Source organism: Coleofasciculus sp. H7-1 (genome assembly GCF_057473865.1).
In genome coordinates this window covers 15,504-35,494 of sequence record NZ_JBYCCT010000001.1, presented here as the reverse complement: position 1 = coordinate 35,494, position 19,991 = coordinate 15,504, and the positions used below count along the sequence as shown (strand labels likewise).

The 19,991-nt window shown below is 42.9% G+C and carries 6 protein-coding genes; all 6 read right to left on the bottom strand.

Annotation, left to right across the window (positions count from 1 at the left end; all coding sequences use genetic code 11):
- Positions 1 to 237: 237 nt before the first annotated feature.
- The gene (locus AC2VDX_RS00055; protein WP_378172824.1) at positions 238 to 1,809 is read right to left on the bottom strand and encodes a B12-binding domain-containing radical SAM protein; all 1,572 of its coding nucleotides are present in this window, start codon (positions 1,807 to 1,809) and stop codon (positions 238 to 240) included.
- Positions 1,810 to 1,962: 153 nt separating this feature from the next.
- Positions 1,963 to 6,645, bottom strand: coding sequence for an amino acid adenylation domain-containing protein (locus AC2VDX_RS00050; RefSeq protein ID WP_378172827.1), 4,683 nt, complete (start codon positions 6,643 to 6,645; stop codon positions 1,963 to 1,965).
- A gap of 60 nt (positions 6,646 to 6,705) precedes the next feature.
- A complete protein-coding gene (locus AC2VDX_RS00045; protein ID WP_378172829.1) occupies positions 6,706 to 13,458 on the bottom strand; it encodes an SDR family NAD(P)-dependent oxidoreductase in 6,753 nt (2,250 codons plus the stop codon).
- Between the two features lie 87 nt (positions 13,459 to 13,545).
- Complete coding sequence (locus tag AC2VDX_RS00040) at positions 13,546 to 14,664, bottom strand: DegT/DnrJ/EryC1/StrS family aminotransferase (protein ID WP_378172832.1); 1,119 nt, start codon at positions 14,662 to 14,664, stop codon at positions 13,546 to 13,548.
- Between the two features lie 18 nt (positions 14,665 to 14,682).
- A complete protein-coding gene (locus tag AC2VDX_RS00035; protein ID WP_486928067.1) occupies positions 14,683 to 15,750 on the bottom strand; it encodes a glycosyltransferase family protein in 1,068 nt (355 codons plus the stop codon).
- A gap of 53 nt (positions 15,751 to 15,803) precedes the next feature.
- Positions 15,804 to 19,976 carry a non-ribosomal peptide synthetase gene (locus AC2VDX_RS00030; RefSeq protein ID WP_378172837.1) on the bottom strand — a complete coding sequence of 1,391 codons (4,173 nt, stop codon included), beginning with the start codon at positions 19,974 to 19,976 and terminating at the stop codon, positions 15,804 to 15,806.
- Between the last annotated feature and the right edge of the window lie 15 nt (positions 19,977 to 19,991).

Sequence of the window (19,991 nt, the reverse complement as noted above, 5' to 3'; positions counted from 1 at the left end):
TTCATTCCAGCCGACCAACCGCAACGGATACCGGCAATAGAGTCTTGAATGTATTGAAGCAACACAAAAGAAGGGAGATTGTGAGTAAATTTTAGGCGCAGAATTCTTAACAGACAGCGGTAGATAAGAAGTAAAGCGAGGTGGACAACAAATATAGGTAAAGGTATTTTTTGGCAACCATGCTTCAGGGCGAAATATGTGGTATTTTTGGCTAGCGAGTACTAGCAGGTAATTCGTTTACAAACAAGCTTTAACCATCTTTGCTTCTTCTGCTAGATACTCAGCTAATTGGGCTTCAATTTGCTGTTTGACAATTTGGCGATACTCCAGGAAATGTTCTAGTTCAGAGCAAAGAGATAAATAACGCCTCAAGCCGCCTCGATAATGTCGGTATAAACTATACAGGTGGAGCCAGAATTGCCAACGAGTTTTTCGGACAACCCCTTGCTGCCAAAAAATAATCAGTAGGGGTCGCATCGATGCCCAAGTCAGTTTTTTATGAGTAGCTTTTCGGATTTTGGGATACTTTGCCCGTGCCAAAATCACAGACTGACGGTAGGCGCGGTCTAGAAAACGCTCTGGTTCGTACAGTTTCCAAAATGCTTCGACATACTCGCGGCCAATCTCTTCCAAGGGACGGGTTGGCACAAAGTTCGTTAATGTCGTTTGATTGATATTGCCCAATTCGCTCCGGAGGCGTCCCTCTTTGTTGAGTCGATGCCAGAGGGCGGTATCGGGTAGCGCTTGCAACATACTGAAAACGGCGGTAGAAATTGCGGTTTTTTCGACAAACTCAACAATGCGATCGCCTGCTCCCGCTTTTTCTCCATCAAACCCGATAATAAATCCTGCCATTACCCGCAGTCCTGACCGCGTAATTGCATGAACGGCTTCGCTCAAAGAGTCTCGCGTATTTTGATACTTGCGAGTTAAAGTTAAGCTCTCTTCATCGGGTGTCTCAATTCCTAAAAAGACAGATCCGAAATTACACTGCACCATCATATCCATCAGTTCTTGGTCTTGTGCCAAATCAACGGATGCTTCGGTGACAAAAGAAAAAGGATAGCTATATTTAACCATCCAGGGTTTTAACTCTTTTAGCAGAAGTTTGACATTTCGCTTATTACCAATAAAGTTATCATCCACCATAAAAATGGTGCCTCGCCAACCCAACTCATAGAGACGTTCTAATTCAGCCAAGAGTTGTGCTGAGGTTTTGGTTCGAGGTTTGCGACCATACAGAACAATGATGTCGCAGAATTCGCATTGAAAGGGACACCCCCGCGAAAACTGAACTGACATCTGTGCATACGCACTAAACTCCAATAGGTCGAAGCGTGGGATGGGTGTTTGGGCGACATCGGGCTTTTCTCCTCCAGACCGGAAGATTCCCGCATTTTCTTCCCGTTCAAGCGCTTCTACAAACATCGGTAGGGTGATTTCTCCCTCATCAAGAATCAAATAATCAGCCCCAGCCGCTTTGGCTTCGTCGGGTAAAGCGGTTGGATAAGGCCCCCCAACTGCAACTGGTTTGCCTCGTCGTTTCGCCTCCTGAATTTGAAAGAGGAAATCTTCTTTCTGGACAATCATTGCCGATAAAACAACTAAATCTGCCCAAGCCCAATCCGCTTCAGTTATCTGACTCACATTCCGGTCTACTAACTTAAATTCCCACTGTTGGGGAAGAATTGCTGCTACAGTTACTAAACCCAAGGGCGGCAGCAAGGCCTTACGACCTGCCAGCGCTATGGCTTTTTCAAAAGACCAAAAACTTTTAGGAAATAGGGGATAAATAAGTAAAACTCGCATTTTTTGAATCCTTATAAACTAAGGGATAAGTAGAGGGAGCTAATTAACGTAAGGTGGGCACTCCCAGAAACAACTTTTTGTATGGGTTGTAAGGTTTATCATGGGCACTGCTTACCCTACAACTTTGTCAAATGCAAATATTTTTTAATAGTTTTATAGTTCTCCTTCTTCTAGATCGTTGTCTGCGGATGGTACTTGGGTTGATTTTAGCCATTGAATAGTTTCAATGCGATCGCTCAATTCAACTATCGTAACCGCTTCAAACAAAGAGCGTATGGGTAATTCTACTGAAAAGGTTTGGCGGATACGAGCAAGGATTTTAGTTGCCATAAGGGAATGTCCTCCCAGTTCAAAAAAGTTGTCGTGGAGTCCCACTCGTTCGACTCCTAAAACTTCTGCCCAAATCTGAGCTAATTTCTCCTCTGTGGGAGTACGAGGTGCAACGAATCTGGTTGAAACATTGGTTTGGATTTCCAGTTCGCTTAAGGTGCGACGGTCAACTTTCCCGTTAGCAGTCAACGGGAGAGCATCTAAGTTCGTGAAGACTGAGGGAATCATATAATCAGGAAGTTTCTGTTGGAGAAATTTTCGCAACTCTTGTTCGGTTACGTTCTTCTCTTTAGAAACAATATAAGCAGCTAACCGATGGTTGCCTGATTTGTCTTCTTTCGCAATAGCTGCAACTGATTTAATTTGGGGATATTCGCTTAAAGCTGCTTCAATTTCTCCAGTTTCAACGCGGAAACCTCGAATTTTAACTTGCTCGTCAATCCGACCAAGAAATTCGATGTTGCAGTCGGTTAGGTAGCGAACTAAGTCTCCAGTTTTGTAAAGGCGGGCGTTTTGTTCATTGCTAAAAGGATTGGGAATAAATTTTTCTTGCGTTAAGTTGGAGTCGTTTAAGTAGCCTCTAGCTAAGCCAATTCCGCCTATGTGTAATTCGCCTGGAATACCGATCGCAACAGGCTGTAAATTTCGATCTAAGATGTAAGTTTGTACGTTAGCGATCGCGCGTCCGATCGGTACTTGTTGCTGTATATTTGCGGATGTGTTTATGGGATACATTGTGGCGACAACTGTTGCTTCAGTGGGACCATAAGTATTCACTAATTTGGGATAATCGCCTACACGCTTTTGCCAGATTCTCACCAGTTCTGGAATTGCTCTTTCTCCGCCAATAATGACCAAGCGCAGCGATTCAGGAAGAACGATATCTGTTGTCTCTAATTCAGAAACTATTTGATGCCAGTAGGCTGTCGGCAAATCTAAAACTGTTAGATCTAAATCTTGGCAGGTTTTCAGAAATGTTGCTGCCGAACTCAACATTTCATCAGTTCGTAACACTAACGTTACGCCAGAAGTAAGACAGGGGTAAATTTCTTCGGTGGCTGTATCGAAGCTAATAGAGGCAAATTGGAGAATGCGATCGCTTAGCGTTAATCCATATTCAGAAATAGCAATTTGGGTAAAATTGACCAAAGAGCGATGTTCGATCGCAACTCCTTTAGGCTTTCCTGTAGAACCTGAAGTATAAATTACATAAGCCAAATTTTCTGGCTTAGTTGCACTCAGTAAATCCTCTTCGCTTTCTTGAGATAATTTTTCCCAATTTGTATCTAAGCAAATAACTTGTGCTTTATTTTCAGGAAGCAAAGATATCAGCTTTTCCTGAGTTAATAGCACTTGCACTTGCGAATCTGACAGCATATAAGCGAGGCGGTCTTGGGGATAAGCTGGGTCTAACGGTACATAAGCCCCACCAGCTTTGAGAATACCTAATAGCCCCACAATCATCTCTAGAGAACGTTCTGCACAAAGACCTACTAGCACCTCTGGTTTTACTCCCAAAGACTGAAGATAGCGTGCTAATTGATTTGCTTTGGCATTCAATTGGGCGTAGGTAAGAGATTGGTCTTTAAAAACAACCGCAATCCGATCTGGCGTTTTTTGCGCTTGATCTTCAAACAGTTGAAAAATAGTTTGCTCGGTTGCAAATTTTGCTAACTTTTGATTAAATTCGCCTAAAATACGTTGTTTTTGGTCAGCAGAAAGCAAATCGATTCGACTAACTGGTTGTTTTTTTTCTTCTAAAAATGAATTTAGTACCTTAAGAAAATGTTGAATAGCTAAACTTTGTAGTTCCTTATCAAAAACATCTTTGTGAAAATCGAAGTCGAGAACCAGGTTTCCTGATGAATCCCAATCGCGTATTCTAACAGCGAGGCTTTCAGTCCGATGTCCTGCATGAACCGATTCACTTGTTACTTTGACTCCCTGAAATTCAGAGGAGGCTTGAAGCTCATAGTTTAATAAAATATCGTAAATCGGGTTCTGAATAGGATTTTCAAGCGCATACTGACCGTATCTGATCGCTTCGGATGTTGTACTAGAAATTCGATTAATTAAAGATAGGATACTATCATCCTCTTCAATTTCAATTCGTAGGGGTACTTCCTGTGCAAAAGAGCCTATTGTTTTCTTAAAAATCTTTGACCGTCGATTGTGTAACGGCATTCCAATTGAAATCCGCTTTTTACCACAGATATGGTAAAGATAAATTGCCAAAATTCCTAATAAAATATTAAATAAAGATGTGTTATCTGTACTTCCAGTTACCGCTTCACAAGCAGCGATCGCTTTAAGTTTTTGAGTGCGATCGACACCCAGATCGCAGGCAACTCTTTCCGCAAGTGTTGTTTGTTTTAAACGGCGCTGACCGTAAAATGCCATCGGTTCAATTGGTTCTGACAGCTTTTGCTCCCAATAGGCTTTAGCTTTTAAATATCGGGAAGATTCTTGATATTTTTTATCGTAAGTTATGTAATCTTGAAATTGAGGAATTTGAAACGGTTCTTGTAATTCATTGTTCAGAGAGCGCTCGTAAAGGGTAGATACATACTCAAAGATTAATCCAAAAGAAAACCCATCGGCAATAATCTGATGGATCTTTAAGTACCAAACATATTTTTGCTCGGATAATTTTAGGAGTACGCAATCAAATAAACAATTTTTTAAATCAAAAGAAATTTGCGATCGCCTGTCGATCCAGCTTTGCAGTTCATCAGGATCGGAAATTTGAGAAAAATCGAAATATTCCACAGTATAGGGGAAATTGGCTATCACCCGTTGCTGGGGCACTCCGTCAATTTCTTCAATCACTGTTCTTAAAGCATCGCTGGCATTCACAAGTGCCTGAAACGCTGCTTGGAAGTGTGCGAGTGAAATATAGGCTGGGATGGAAATACTGAAGGCATTGTTATAAACTAGGGCTTCTGGATACAACTGTTGCCCTAACCAAATTAGGAACTGATTAGCGGTTAAATTCGAGCGATCGCGAAAATTGTTGAAGTCTTTTCCCTCTACTAGAGAGGTTGCTTCATTCAAATTTCCTAGTAATTGCTGCCGTTCAGCTTTGGTCAAAAGTGGTAATTCAGACAACTGCCGATTCAGATTGGCGACGATGCCTTCTAACAAGGTTTGGAAATGATTTTTCATCCGCTTGATAGTTGAGGCATCAAATAAGTCGGTATTGTATTTAAACTCGCCAAAAAGTGTTTCTTTGCCTACCACCATTTCTAAGGTCAAATCAAACGCGCCCTCTTGCCGAGCCATTTTAAAAGGCTTCAGCTGAATATCGTCCCAATTAACTGCGACTCCTGCTTCAATGCCTGCCACTAACTCTATGCTTTCTGCAAATTGTTGGGGCTTTTGTAAAATAAATGAAACTTGGAAAAGTGGCGATCGACTGGGATCGTGGTTTGGCTGCAATTGCTTGACCAGCAAGGGAAAGGGATAATCTTGATGGGCGATCGCGCCTAACACCGTTTGACGCACTTGACTGAGAAAGGCTTTAAATGTGGGATTCTCAGAAAGATTTCCTCGCAAAACAAGCAAGTTCATAAAGTAGCCCACAATGGGTGTAAATTCAGTTTGAGTCCTGCCTGTCATGGGAGATCCCACGAGAATATCTTCTTGACCCGTGTAGCGATGCAGCAATACCTGAAAAGCTGCCAATAGAGTCATGTAAAGGGTTGTGCCTTCCGCCTGGGACAATTGCAGAAGTTGCTGGGTGAGTTCCTGCGTCAGCCGAAAGGGATGAGATGCGCCATTAAAAGTTTGCACGGGCGGACGCGGACGATCGGTTGGCAGATTGAGCATCGGTAACTCACCCGCTAGTTGTTTCTGCCAGTAAGTCCAAAGTCTTTCCCCATCTGCACCTGCCAGCATTTCGTTTTGCCAGCGAACGTAGTCCCCATACGTCAAAGTCAGCGCCGGTAGAGAGGCGCTGGTTCCCTGTTTTGCCGCAGAGTAAAGTACCCGCAATTCATCGAGAATCAGCCAAATTGACCATCCATCGCAGGCAATGTGGTGGATGGTTAGCAACAGGATATGTTCCTCTACAGAACGAGTAAATAAATTAACCCGCATGACGGGTTCTTGTTCTAAATTGAAGGGACGCTGGTAGGTTTTAAATACTTGCCGAGCTAACTCGTCTGCGTTCCAGGTTGCTGCGTCTATTTGCTCGAAGTAAACTTCTTGATACCCATGAACTTCTTGCACGGGTTCGTTGTTTTGGATCGCAAAAGTATTCCGCAAGGAAGGATGGCGATCGCTCAGCATTTGGAACGCCTTTCGCAAGGCAAAAATATCGACATTGCCTCTGATGCGTGCGGTAAAGGCAACGTTGTAAGCGGGGCTTTCCGGGGCATTCTGGTACAACAACCACAGAATTTGCTGACCGTAAGAGAGGGGATACTGAAATTTAGCTTTGCTAGCCTTTTCTTGCAACAGTCGTGCTAGAAGTGCGCGTTTTTCTTGGGGCGAAAGATTGCTCATAATTATCTAATTTAAATTTTTAACAAATCTAACACAATTATTATCTTTTAAACTTGATTATCAGCTGCTTTCCGAACCCATAGAATTAAGTAAAGCGTCTACTTCTTCATCACTTAGATTATCCAATTGGTTCAATATCTGCGCCGCATTTTCAGAGTTGATGCCGTTGTTTAGCTCGATTTGGGTTGGTGTAACTCCAGAAGTAGCAGAGGAGGGTGTATCTATTTCTATTAGGCGATCGCTTAGGTAAGTTGCCAAACTGGTGACATTGACGCCTTCCATAAATTTCACAATAGGAACGTCTAATCCCAAGTGAGTTTTCATCAGACTTCTCAGTTCGATCGCCGTCAGAGAATCAAGTCCCATTTCAGTTAAACCGCGCTGTAAGTCGAGTTGGGCTGGCTTTAACCCCAGCACTTTTGCCACCTGTTCTTGCGCGAACGTTAATACCAGGGGGAAGCGATCGCGATCGGTTGCTTCCTGCAATTGACGGCGAATTTCCAGCTTAGGCGCAGGCTGAGAAGAAGTTTTTCCTTGTGTCGGTGCTTGGCGAACTAATTCTGAGAATAGAACCGGATTGGCATCGTTGGGAAATCGTTGTAAAAACTTCGACCAATCATAAGAAAACACACCAACTTGCACGGCATTTTGTGTGAGTAACTCGCCCAAAATTTGCAATCCCAACTCTGGAGACATCGCGCCGATTCCCCGCGCTTCTCTGCGGCTTTGAATGCGATCGTCCAAGCTAGCTGCCATGCCAGCATCTGCCCAAGATCCCCAGTTTATGCTTAATCCCGGCATCCCCAATTGACGGCGATAATGAGCGATCGCATCCATAAAAGCATTGGCGGCGGCATAGTTGCCTTGACCCCGCGTACCTATCAATGCTGTCACCGAAGAAAAACAGATAAAGAAGTCTAAAGGCAAGTTCTGGGTGAGGCTATGCAGATTCCAAGTTCCTGCTATTTTTGGAGCCATTACATTAGTAAAACGCTCCCAATTTTGCTGTAGCAATGCGCCATCATCCAGAACTCCAGCAGCGTGAATGATACCGCGCAGAGGCTCTCCGCTAGTTTGAATTTCCTCCAAAACGCGGGCTATCTCTGAAGCATTGGCAACATCTGCCTTGACAATTTTAACGTTAGTTCCTGTTTCTTTTAGTTGATAAATTGCTGCTTGTACCGTGTCAGTTGCATCGCGACGACCTGTTAAAACTAAGTGTTTCGCACCTTGTTCTACCATCCATCGAGCTACCTGAATTCCCAGCGCTCCCAAACCGCCAGTAATTAGATAAGTACCATTTTCTCGAATCGAAATCTGCTGTGAATCGGCAGTTATTTCTGGCATTGAAATGACGATTTTGCCAATATGCTTGGCTCCAGCCATGTATCGGAACGCACTGACAACATCAGATATGGGAAATATTTGGTAAGATAAGGGTTGCAAATCGCCTTGCTTGAACTGTTGCGCGAGTTCCCCAAACATTGATGGGACTAATTCTGGAGTTTGTCGCCTAATTTCACCTAAATCAAACGGAAAATAGGAAACATCCGACCTAACTTCGCGCACCTGCTGTTCATCCCAAATGCCAAGTTTGCCAATTTCGACAAAGCGACCGTTTTTACCTAGCACCTCAAAGCTTTTCGCAATAAATTCGCCGTTCAAACTGTTGAGAATAACATCCACGCCCTGTCCCTTTGTGAGACTCATTATCTCATTGGCAAAATCTAAGCTGCGGGAGTTCATCACGTATTTCACTCCCATCGATTTGAGGAATTCCCACTTACTCGGACTCGCTGTTGCAAAAACTTCCGCCCCGGCTTTTTGAGCTAATTGGACTGCTGCTTGACCTACACCTCCAGCCGCAGCGTGAATCAAAATGCGATCGCCTGGTTTGATTTTCGCTAGATGGTGCAATCCATAGTAAGCCGTTAAAAAAGCGAGGGGAATGGTTGCGGCTTCTGCAAACGTTAAATTGTCTGGTTTTGGAACGATAAATTGAGTGGGGATGGTGACAAAACTCGCGATCGCATTATGCACCTGCATCACTGCCATCACTTCATCGCCAACGCGATAGTTTTTCACCTCTTCTCCTACGGCGACTATTTTTCCAGCACACTCAAATCCAAAGCTCATCTCGCTCGCAGAAGTAATGCCCAAATGCTGTGCATAATATTCTTTGAGCATTCCCAGCGCATTCAGCACGTCTCGGAAATTCAGTCCCGTGGCGCAGACTTGGATTTCTACCTCTCCCGCTGCTGGCGAACGTCGCTGCATTGGCATTAAGGTAAGATTTTCTAAACTGCCGTAGTTAGATATTTTCAGTTGTACAGGTTCTTGAGATTTACTAACAGTTTCTACTTTCTGAGAACGTCGTATCAATCTGGCAACGTGACGGACTCCCTGACGATAAGCAATCTGATTTTCTGAATCTGGAAAAAGCGTTTCATTCAGCAGAATATCGATTTCACTTTCTTCAAGCGGTAAGTCAAGACAAGTGCAGTGCAATTCTGGATGCTCCATTGCAATGACGCGCCCTAATCCCCATAGTGGTGCTTGTTGTACTTGCAAAGGAACGGATGCAGGTTGTATGGGTTGAGTTTCTTGAGTGACTAACCACAAGCGAGGAAGCGTTGACCATCCACTTTGAATTAAAGCCTGAACGAGATGCAGCCCGCTGCCACAACCCACAACTTGGTCATTTTGTAAAGCAGTTACAGAGTTGATTTTTGTCTGGTTCAAACTCCATAAATGAACGACTCCCCGATAAGGAGATTTACTTTCAAGAGCGATATCCTGTAGCAAATCTTGGAAGTCTTCTGGATTGGATGGATTGATGCGATAATCGCCATCTCCAACTTTTTCGTAACTGAGTCCTGGAGACACCAGAACGCACTTTGCACCCAATTCTTTGAGTTGTTGCGATAACTTTAATCCAATTCCGTTTGTATCAGTAAAAATCAGCCAATTGCCTGGTGCTTTAATACTGTTCGGATAAGGCGAACCTACCCCCCCAACCCCCTTCCCTAAAAGGGAGGGGGGAGAATTCAAAGCCTCTCTTCTTGCAGGAGAGAGGTTTGGAGAGAGGGTTTCCAGATCGCGCGGTTGCGATCGCCATACAAACTCATACAGCCAATCGCTGGTATCCTTATTTCGGAGACGGCGTAACAGCACTTGACGATTCGTTCTCCGAGACTGGCGACCGATTACTTCGGCAATGACTTCTCCATTTTCATCAAATAGAATTAAATCTCCGAGCGTGCTTCCGTCTGGCGAGGCATCATTCCGCTTTTTAGCATGACACCATAGATGAGTAAACCGACTGGGACGCTTGTAAAACTTGAAGCTATCGATGTGAAATGGAATGTAAATATAATCGCTGTTTTCTAGTTCTTTAAACCAGAAAATCGCTAGGGTTTGAAAACAAGAATCAATTAAACCCGGATAAAACTGATATTCGCTCAAAATATCGTCCGGTAACTGAGGAAGTTGCATCTTTGCTAAAGCATCTTCCTCTCCCAGCCAAATTGTTTCTATCCATTGAAATGAAGCTTCCCAGTTATAACCAATTTCGATAAAGTTGGCGTAAAATTCCGAACCAGAAATCTCCTGTTGACACCGCTGCCGAATTTCTTGCCACTTCGCTGATTCAGAAGTTGTAATCGTTATTGATTGGGAGTAACGCACTTTTCCAGTTGCGTGCAGACTCCAGGAATTAGCATCATTTTGATCGGCTCCTTCTTTGAGGCTGGCTAATTGGAAAGTAGTTTCTTTAGATTGAGGATTCAGTACCAATTGAACGAGCCGACTGCCTTCTTCAGGTAGGATCAAAGCATTGGGAATATATAAGTCTTCAATCTCGCAAGATTCAACACCAAAAGCTTCTTTAACTGCCGAAAAAACCATTGAAATATGAGACGCCGCCGCAACAACTACCGCTCCATAGATTTTGTGGTCGTTGACATAGAAAGGTGAGTTGAGGCTAAATCGAGATTCAAAGCGAATTTCTTCAGAAAATGGCAACCGCAGCCGTTGACCGAGTAGATGATGGTATTGATTGCCTGGAGAAGATAGAGAAGTTGCAGTTGAATCTTTTGCCTCTTTGTTATCTGGTTCCAGCCAAAAGCGTTTTTTCTGCCAGGGATAGGTCGGTAACGCGACTTTGCGACGTACATAATTCCGGTCAAACCCCGACCAATCTACTTTAGTTCCGCGCCTGTATAATTCGCCTAAACTTTGCAAAATTTGTTGCCAATCTTGTTGTCCTTGCTGCAAACTCTTAAGCCAGAGGTAAGGAGAATCTGCATCAGATTCAGGGATACATTGGCGACCCATTCCTAACAGAATTGGTTTTGACCCTAATTCGAGAAATACTTCATAACCTTGTTGATGAAGTGTTTCCATACTTGCGGCAAATTTTACGGGGTGGCGGATATGATGACACCAATATTCCGGCGTGGCGATTTCAGCAGTTACCTGTTTTCCTGTGACGTTAGAAATTAAAGTAATCTGCGGTTCGGAGTAAGTCACTTGTTTGGCAACTTGCTCAAAATCCGCTATCATCGGTTCCATCAAGGGGGAATGGAAGGCGTGAGAAACTTGCAAATATTTTGTTTTTAACCCTTGAGTTTCTAAAGCGGCACAGATAGTTTCTATGGCTTGGCTGTGACCGGATATCACAATACTTTGCGAGCCATTAATAGCAGCGATCGCTACTTCGGCTTTATAAGGTTCAATCGTCGCTAATACCTGCGCCTCTGTTGCTAGAACTGCTAACATTTTGCCATTTGGAGGTAGAGCCTGCATCAGTCGTCCCCGTGCGGCAATTAGCTTTAAGGCGTCTTCTAAACTGAATACTCCGGCAACGCAAGCAGCAACGTACTCACCCACGCTATGACCCATGACTGCATCGGGAATGATGCCCCAAGATTGCCATAATTCAGCTAAGGCATATTCCAAGGCAAATAAGGCGGGTTGAGTGTAAGCAGTTTCGTCGATTTTAGATGGGTTACTATTCGATTCTGGATACAGAATTGAAAGCAAGGATACATCTAAATAAGGGCGCAATATTTCATCGCAACGGTCAAGAGTTTGGCGGAAAGTGGGTTGGGTTTCGTAGAGTTGCCGTCCCATGTTGATATATTGGGAACCCTGACCCGTGAATAAAAATGCAATTTTGGGGGATTTGCCCCGTACTTGTGCGTGCGTCAGTCCGCTAGTTTCTTCCCCTTTTACAAAAGCCCCTAGCTGTTCTTGCAATTGTGCAATTGATTCAGTGACTACCGCTAAACGATGGTTAAAGTGGGTGCGTCCGGTATTGGCAGAAAAACAAATATTAGCTAGGTCTTCTGTTGGTTCTTTGGTTAAAAATTCCTGATAACGTTGTGCTAATTCTCGCAGCGCATTTTCAGATTTAGCGGAGAGAGTCAAAAGATGGGATGAGCGCTCTATTGTTGCTAACGGAAGCCCAGAATTGGTAGGCGCTTCTTCTAAAATGACATGAGCATTTGTACCGCCAACTCCAAAAGAATTAACCGCAGCACGGCGGGGAGTGCCGTTGGTTTTCCATTCTGAGAGCTGGGTGTTGACATAAAAAGGACTATTGGCAAAGTCAATTCTGGGATTTGGCTGTTCAAAGTGGAGATTGGGCGGGATTAATTTGTGTTTAAGAGTCAGGACAGCTTTAATTAGTCCCGCTACACCGCTGGCAAAAATCAGATGTCCGATATTGGTTTTGACCGAACCAATCGCACAGTATTGCTTTTTTTGCGTTTTGGCTGCAAAAACTTTAGTTAATCCGGCAATTTCGATCGGATCTCCCAGCGCTGTTCCCGTACCGTGTGCTTCTACATAAGTAATAGTTTCCGGGTCGATTCCAGCTAATTCCTGAGCTTTAGAAATGACTGCCACTTGACCGTCAATACTAGGTGCTGTGAAACTTTCTTTCACATAACCATCATTATTAATTGCTGAAGCTTTGATTACAGCATGAATGCAATCTCCATCGGCGAGTGCTTCACTGAGTCGCTTTAAAAGGACGATTCCCACCCCATCGCCATAAAAAGTTCCCTCTGCTTTAGCATCAAAAGCACGACAATGACCGTCGGGAGAAAATATCATCCCCGGTCGATAAAGATAACCAATTTTTGGATTAACTCGGATGAAAATACCACCAGCTAGCGCCATATCGCATTCGTTATTCAGCAAACTTTGGCAAGCTAGGTGAACTGCAACTAAGGAAGTCGAACAGGCAGTTTGAACGTTGATTGCGGGGCCTTTTAAGTTGAGTTTGTAAGCTACCCGCGTTGGTAAACTATCGTGAGCGTTTGGTAACCTGATATGCCAAAGTTGGGTAAATTGCTGAATTTCTGAAGGGCTAAGGTGGGGATAAATGTTGTTTAATAAGTAACTGCTTAAACCTGCACCTGCGTAAACGCCGATCGCACCTGGATAAGATTCTGGCGCGTAACCGGCGCTTTCGATCGCTTCCCAAGCGTGTTCTAGAATTAGTCGCTGTTGCGGGTCCATCAGGGTGGCTTCGCGATCGCTCATCCCAAAGAAAGCCGCGTCAAACAGGTCAATATCTTCTACGAAGGCGTTGGCTTTGACGTAATTGGGTTCGCTCAAAAATGCTGGGTCTACTCCTGCATCTAGGAGTTCCTCCTCTGTGAAATGGGAAACAGATTCCACCCCATTTTTCAGGTTTTCCCAGAATTCGTCGATATTTTTGGCTCCTGGGAAGCGACCCGACATTCCGATAATAGCTATAGCATTGCGATCGCTTAATTGGGATAACGGTGATTTTTCTAACATTTTTTATCTTTGCAGTAATTTTAAATTAGAATGCTGAATTTTTGAAACTAATCTAAATCAAATTGTTATCAATACAATCAATTTTTACTAAGTTAAGACTTTTAGCTCCAAGTGCGATCGCAAGCAACTGCAAACATACTCTATCTCTTCAGGTGTAAGACCAAAATAAGAAGGTAAATTGATGCCCCGTTGATAAACTTTATGAGCAACAGGTGTTGACTTTGGGGTTCGCTGATACATTGGCATATCTGAAACTGGGTAAAAGTAAGGTCTAGTTTCTATTCCCTTCAGTTCTAAAGCTTTCATGAGAGCATTTCGCTCTGCTTCTGTGTATCCCTTTATCTCAAGGCATACAAGCCAGTAAACATTGCGGACATAATTAGCAGTAAAATTAAGCTTTATACCTGGAATATCCGACAAGTAATCTTTATACAGTTTAAATATCTTAATTTTACTCTCAATTAATTCATCTATTCTGTGAAGTTGAGCCAGACCTAAAGCTGCTTGTAAATTGGTCATGCGATAGTTAAAACCAAGCTCGTCATGCCAGTATTTTTTTACGGTACTCATTGCCTGGTCTCGCAAATACTTTGCCCTGTGATAGAAGGCTTCATCATTCGTGGTTATCATTCCTCCTTCTCCACAACTCACAATTTTGTTACCATAAAAACTAAAGATGCCGCAATCAGCTAAAGAGCCTGTTTTTTGTCCTTCTATTTCTGCTCCATGAGCTTCAGCCGCATCCTCTAGCACTAATAAGTTATATTTTTTAGCCAGTCGATTTATCTCGATCGTATTCGCAGGATGTCCATAAAGATGAACTGGAATTATAGCTTTGGTATTTTCTGTTATCGCTTTTTCAATTTGAACTGGGTCAATACACAGGCTGTCTTCTTCTATATCAACTGATACAACTTTAGCACCTGTATAAGCCACAGCATTAGCAGTCGCAATAAATGTTAAATCGGGGATAATAACTTCATCTCCTGCTTTAATTCCATAACTTGCAAGGGCGAGATGGATTGCTGTAGTACCGCTGGAAGTTGTTAGGGCATATTTCGTGCCGCAATATTCAGCAAAGCTTGCCTCAAATTCGTTGATATAGCAGCCTAGAGAGGATACCCAGCCCGAATTCATAGCATTATTAACATATTCAATTTCTAATTGTGTGATTGATGGTTTTGATAGAGGTATATCTTTTTTCATGAAATTTATAGAATAGGTTTATTCGAGCAGGTAAGATGCAAATACTTTAGTATTTTGTATAATATTATGATTTTTGTACCATATGTTTGAATTATTCGCCACAGTTTGAAGCTGTGTTAAAGACAAATTTTGTAAAGAACGATCGGGTACTAAATAATGCTTATGCATTTCTAAACCATCGGCTTCTGAAGGATTATAGCAAGAACAAATAGGAACTAATCCATGAGCGCAAAAAGCAGCAAAAACGCTCGATTTACCCAAATCTCCCGGAAAACGGCTATAATCTATAAAACCTGCTAAAGAATTTAACAACAATTGTCTGACGGCTTCAGCAGGCTGAAAACCCATCTGCACTAAACGTACTCCTGGAAAGTCAGAGGGTTGTAAGTTGAGAGATTTACCAATATCGCAAATTTCTTCGATACCTAAAGCTTGGCAACTATAAAGGAGTGCTTTCAGGTAATTTTGGTAAACGCGGGAGCGATCGCTCCCACCAAAGACAATGATTCTACGACTGCGATCGCTTAAAGGTGGAATCCGATCGTCGGGTTCGCCAATCGTTGAAAAATCAGGGATACAGGTAACAGGATGTTGTAACCAACGCTCTAGCACTGCTTGAAATCGAGCGCTATCTGTTACAACTGTAGTAGCAATTTTGGCAAGGCGACGAGACACGAAACTCTGAATCGGGTTTAAAAACTTTAGTTTTTTAAAATTAAAAAATGGTAACTCATGAAACATGACAATTAATTTAATATTACGCTGCCTTACTGCCATTGCCAAAGCTGTTGGTAGCCAGAAGGGAGCATCAATTTTTCCCTGTAGATAAGGATAGTTACTGTAATGTAAAATTATTCCATCTATATTTCCGGGTAATACTGATAAAAATGCTTCTGGAGTATAGGCAGAAATGCTAGTAGCCGGAAATCCAGCCACGAGCGGTTCTATCTCTATTCCTTGTTGGAAAACTAAAAACTGTGTGGCGATTCCGTGCGCGTTTAAAAGTTGACTGGCTAATTGAATTGAATAATCACCAACTCCATCAGTATGAGGGGGAAGTCGAGGTACGATTTGAACAATTTTCATAAAATTAACTCCTGCTTTTAGGGTTGAATTTAATAGCTCTTTCAACTAAATTATTAGCTCTGATTTTCTTGCACTTTTTCTAAGGCAAGCTTCACCCTTTCAACTAAAAGTGGCAAAGATGATTGGTTAAATAAGTTGCCGAAAATGCCGGAAATTTCGTAGCTTTCTACTTTCTTTTCTGTAAAACTTTCCCATCCTAACTCAGAACCAAAGTACCATTCTAAGAGTTGCGTCTTGGCGCGGAAGAGGGTAATCGATCCTGGATAAATTTGCGGGGTGTATCTGGCTTTAGCCGCTCGGTTCGCTTTTTCGGCTTCCAAGTAACGAAGTTCATGACTAATAGGATCGTTGGGCTTTCGTGAATGAGCGTTACTGTCTAGTATAGAATTATTTTTAGGGCTAGATGAATTTAATTCTAATCGCTTTTGACTCAGTTTTTGCTGGAATTGAGCTTGAACTTTTTCTTTCAACCAATCCGAAAGATAAATAAATTTTCCCCACACATTTCGTTGCTTTAGATTCTCTGCATGGTAGTAGTATGTTTTGTTAAGAAGAAAACTGCTTTTACGAAAAAGAGCTTGGGTTCTCCAAAGCAGATTATTTTTTGGTAATGGTTTAGGTGCGTAAGCATCAATCAAAGCCAGTAATGCGATTTTTTCACCTTGAGCGTGAAGCTGCTGAGCCATTTCAAAAGCAACAGTTCCTCCAAAGCAGTGACCGCCGATAAAATAAGGGCCATTGGGTTGGATCGTGCGGATTTCTTTGAGACAGTGAGCTGCCATTTCCTCAACCGAATTTTGAAAAACTACCTTACCCTCCAAGATAGGGTGTTGCAGACCATAAAAAGGGCGATCGCTCGGTAAAAGATGACTAAATTTAGCCCATGTTATTGCATCTGCTGCCCCCCCGTGAAAGAAGAAAGGCACTTGAGAACCGCCCGGTTTAACAGGGACAAGGCTAGACCAACGATTCGACCATCCTTCTTGGCGCAAGATACAGGCTAGTTCTTCAATGGTTGGTGCTTGAAAGAGAATGGCAACTGGAATGTCTTGACCCAAATTCTTCTTAATTTGGCTGAATAATTGCACGGCCAGTAAGGAATGTCCACCTAAGTCGAAGAAGTTATCTTGAATGCTAATAGAGGAGATGCCTAAAACCTTTTCCCAAATTTTAGCGAGGCGGAGTTCTAAATCATCTTTAGGAGCGACAAAGTTTTCAGTTGATTCCTGCCTGCTGAAGTCGGGTATAGGTAAAGCGCGTCGGTCTATTTTGCCGCTGGGTGTTAGAGGAAGGGAATCTAATTTGATAAACGCTGATGGCACCATATAAGTGGGCAATTTATCTTTGAGGAAGTTTCGCAAGTTCGTTACCAGAGTTTCAAAATTCTCTTGTTGGTTAGAAACGAAATAAGCTATCAAACGCTTGTCGCCGGACACAACTTCACGGACAACAATTGCAACGGTTTGTACGGCTGGGTGTTGGCTAAGCGTTGCTTCAATTTCACCAAGTTCAATGCGAAACCCACGAATTTTTACCTGGTTATCGATGCGACCGATGCAGTCTACTCGACCATCGGGTAAGTAGCGAGCCAAATCCCCTGTTTTATACAAACGAGTATTGGGTTTAAAGGGAGCAATCATAAATTTCTCTTCTGTTAGTTCGGGTCGGTTCAGATAGCTCCTTGCCAAACCTTCGCCACCAATATGTAACTCGCCGGGAACACCAATGGGAACTAACTGTTGATTGCTATCCAAAATATAAAATTGGGTATTGGTAAGCGGACGCCCAATACTAATCGGTTCCTTGGTGTTTTTAACTTGATAGCTCGATGACCAGATGGTGGTTTCTGTAGGACCGTAAAGATTCCAAAGCACTTTTCCTTTATCGAGTAATTGATGGGCAAGTTCTCTCGGCAATGCCTCACCAGTTGAAATCATCGTGAGATGAGGAGATCCTTGCCACCCAGAGGCTAGAAGTAATTGCCACGTTGCTGGCGCTCCCTGCATGAATGTTGCTTGAAATTTATTGATAGCTTGAGATAATTGAACACCATCTAAAGTGACTTCGCGCCTAACTATCGCTAACTTAGCTCCAACTGCTAAAGGGAGAAATATTTCTGCCACGGAAACGTCAAAAGAAATAGTTGTAACAGCTAGCCATGTATCCTGAGAAGTTGGTTGTAATTGCTGTTGAATCGCACTTAAAAGATTAACAACGTTGAAATGAGCAAGCTGTACCCCTTTTGGGTTCCCAGTAGAACCGGATGTGTAGATTATATAGGCTAAGTTGTTAGCAGTGACACCACTATCTAAATTAGACTCACTTTCTTGGCTAATAACTTCTTTTTGAGCATCAATATATACCACCTGTATGCTAGGAACGAGCCGCTTGATCGTCAATCCTTGCTGAGTTAGCAACACGGGTACTTGGGAGTCTTCTAGCATATAAGCGATGCGTTCTTGAGGATAAGCCGGGTCAAGGGGGACATAAGCTCCCCCAGCTTTGAGAACGCCCAACACCCCGATAATCATCTCTAAGGAGCGCTCTAGGAAAATACTGACCAATCCTTCCGGTTTTACTCCTAGTCTCTGCAAATAGCGTGCTAACTGATTTGCCCGAGCGTTTAGCTCTTGATAAGTTAGTTGCTTATCTTCAAAAACAACCGCGACTGCATCAGGAGTGCGCTTCACTTGCTCCTGAAATAACTGATGGATGCACGTTTGTTTGGCATACTCCATCTGAGTATCATTCCATTCAATTAATAACTGATGTCGTTCAGTTTGAGTTAATAAAGGAATCTCCCAAAGATGCTGTTGAGAATTACTAATAATGCCTTCAAGTAAGGTTTGAAAATGACTTGCCATCCGCTTGATGGTCGCGGCTTCAAACAAATCGGTGTCGTACTGAAATAGGCAGGATAACCCTTCATATTGCTCGGTAATCTCTAAGGATAAATCGATCTGTGCAAAACCCGTTTCTAATTGGCAATTATCCATTTTTAACCCTTGTAGCTCGACTGCTTCGCTGGGTAAATTCCTGAATTGAAAAAATACCTGAAATAGTGGGGTGTGGCTCAAATCTCGTTTAGGCTGTAGCTCCTCTACTAGCTTCTCAAAGGGGATATCTTGGTGAACATAAGCTCCTACTATCGTCTCCCGTACCCGGCTCAAGAGTTGCTGAAATGTCAGTTGACTTTCTATTTGAGTCCTTAAGGCTAAGGTATTGATGAAATTTCCAATCAGTTTCTCAATTTCCGCGCGATCGCGACCCGCTGTATGAGAACCGACGACTATATCAGCCTGACCAGTATATCGATATAGCAGCGTCTGAAACGCTGCCAATAGGGTCGTAAATAGTGTCACCCCTTCGTGCTGGCTCAAAGCTTTCAGTGCTTGACTTTGGGTTTTAGGTAATAATAGTAATTCTCTAGCGCCTTGGACAGTGCGGACACCGAAACGGGGTCGGTCGGCAGGTAGTTTTAATATTGGTAATTCCCCCGCTAGTTGCTGTTTCCAGTACGTTAGTCGCTCCGTTAATTTTTCGCCTTGCAACTGTTGTCGCTGCCAAGCAGCAAAGTCTGCATATTGAATAGGTAACTCTGGTAAAGGAGAGGGTTTTTCAGTAATAAAGGCATTGTAGAGGGCAGCAAGTTCTTTAAGCAAAACACCCATCGACCAGCCATCAAAAATGATATGGTGTAGGGTCAGCAATAGGATGTGTTCTTCCTCCCCCAGTCGCAGTAAAGTTGCTTGAATTAAAGGTAATTGGGATAGCTTAAATTTGTGCTGCGCTGCTTGAATTGCAAGGCGTTGGACTTCTGCATCCCGTTCGGAAGTCGGTAAATGGCTCAGGTCTACAAGCGGTAATGTTAAGGTGAGAGCGGGTACGATTGCTTGAATCGGTTGTCCATCTACTATGGGAAAGCTGGTGCGGAAAATTTCATGACGACGCACAATTTCATTCAAGCTTTGTTCTAGCGCTGCAACGTTCAGCCGACCTACTAAATGAATATTGCTAGGACGATTATAAGCAGGATTTTCCGGCTCAAACTGGTCTAATAGCCACATTCGCTCTTGAGAGAATGACAAGGAAGCAGAATTTTCACTCGTTCTTTTTGAAATGCTTTGTTTAGCATTTGATTTGGCAGATTTTTCTTGAAGCTTTTGCTCTAAAAGCGCTCTTTTTGCAGGAGAAAGTTGAGCAATTCTTTGAGTAATTTCACTCATAAATTCTGGTTTAAG

Excerpts from the sequence above, each read along its gene's own strand:
- AC2VDX_RS00055 (WP_378172824.1), bottom strand. The coding sequence starts at position 1,809 with ATGCGAGTTTTACTTATTTATCCCCTATTTCCTAAAAGTTTTTGGTCT.
- AC2VDX_RS00050 (WP_378172827.1), bottom strand. The coding sequence starts at position 6,645 with ATGAGCAATCTTTCGCCCCAAGAAAAACGCGCACTTCTAGCACGACTG.
- AC2VDX_RS00045 (WP_378172829.1), bottom strand. The coding sequence starts at position 13,458 with ATGTTAGAAAAATCACCGTTATCCCAATTAAGCGATCGCAATGCTATA.
- AC2VDX_RS00040 (WP_378172832.1), bottom strand. The coding sequence starts at position 14,664 with ATGAAAAAAGATATACCTCTATCAAAACCATCAATCACACAATTAGAA.
- AC2VDX_RS00035 (WP_486928067.1), bottom strand. The coding sequence starts at position 15,750 with ATGAAAATTGTTCAAATCGTACCTCGACTTCCCCCTCATACTGATGGA.
- AC2VDX_RS00030 (WP_378172837.1), bottom strand. The coding sequence starts at position 19,976 with ATGAGTGAAATTACTCAAAGAATTGCTCAACTTTCTCCTGCAAAAAGA.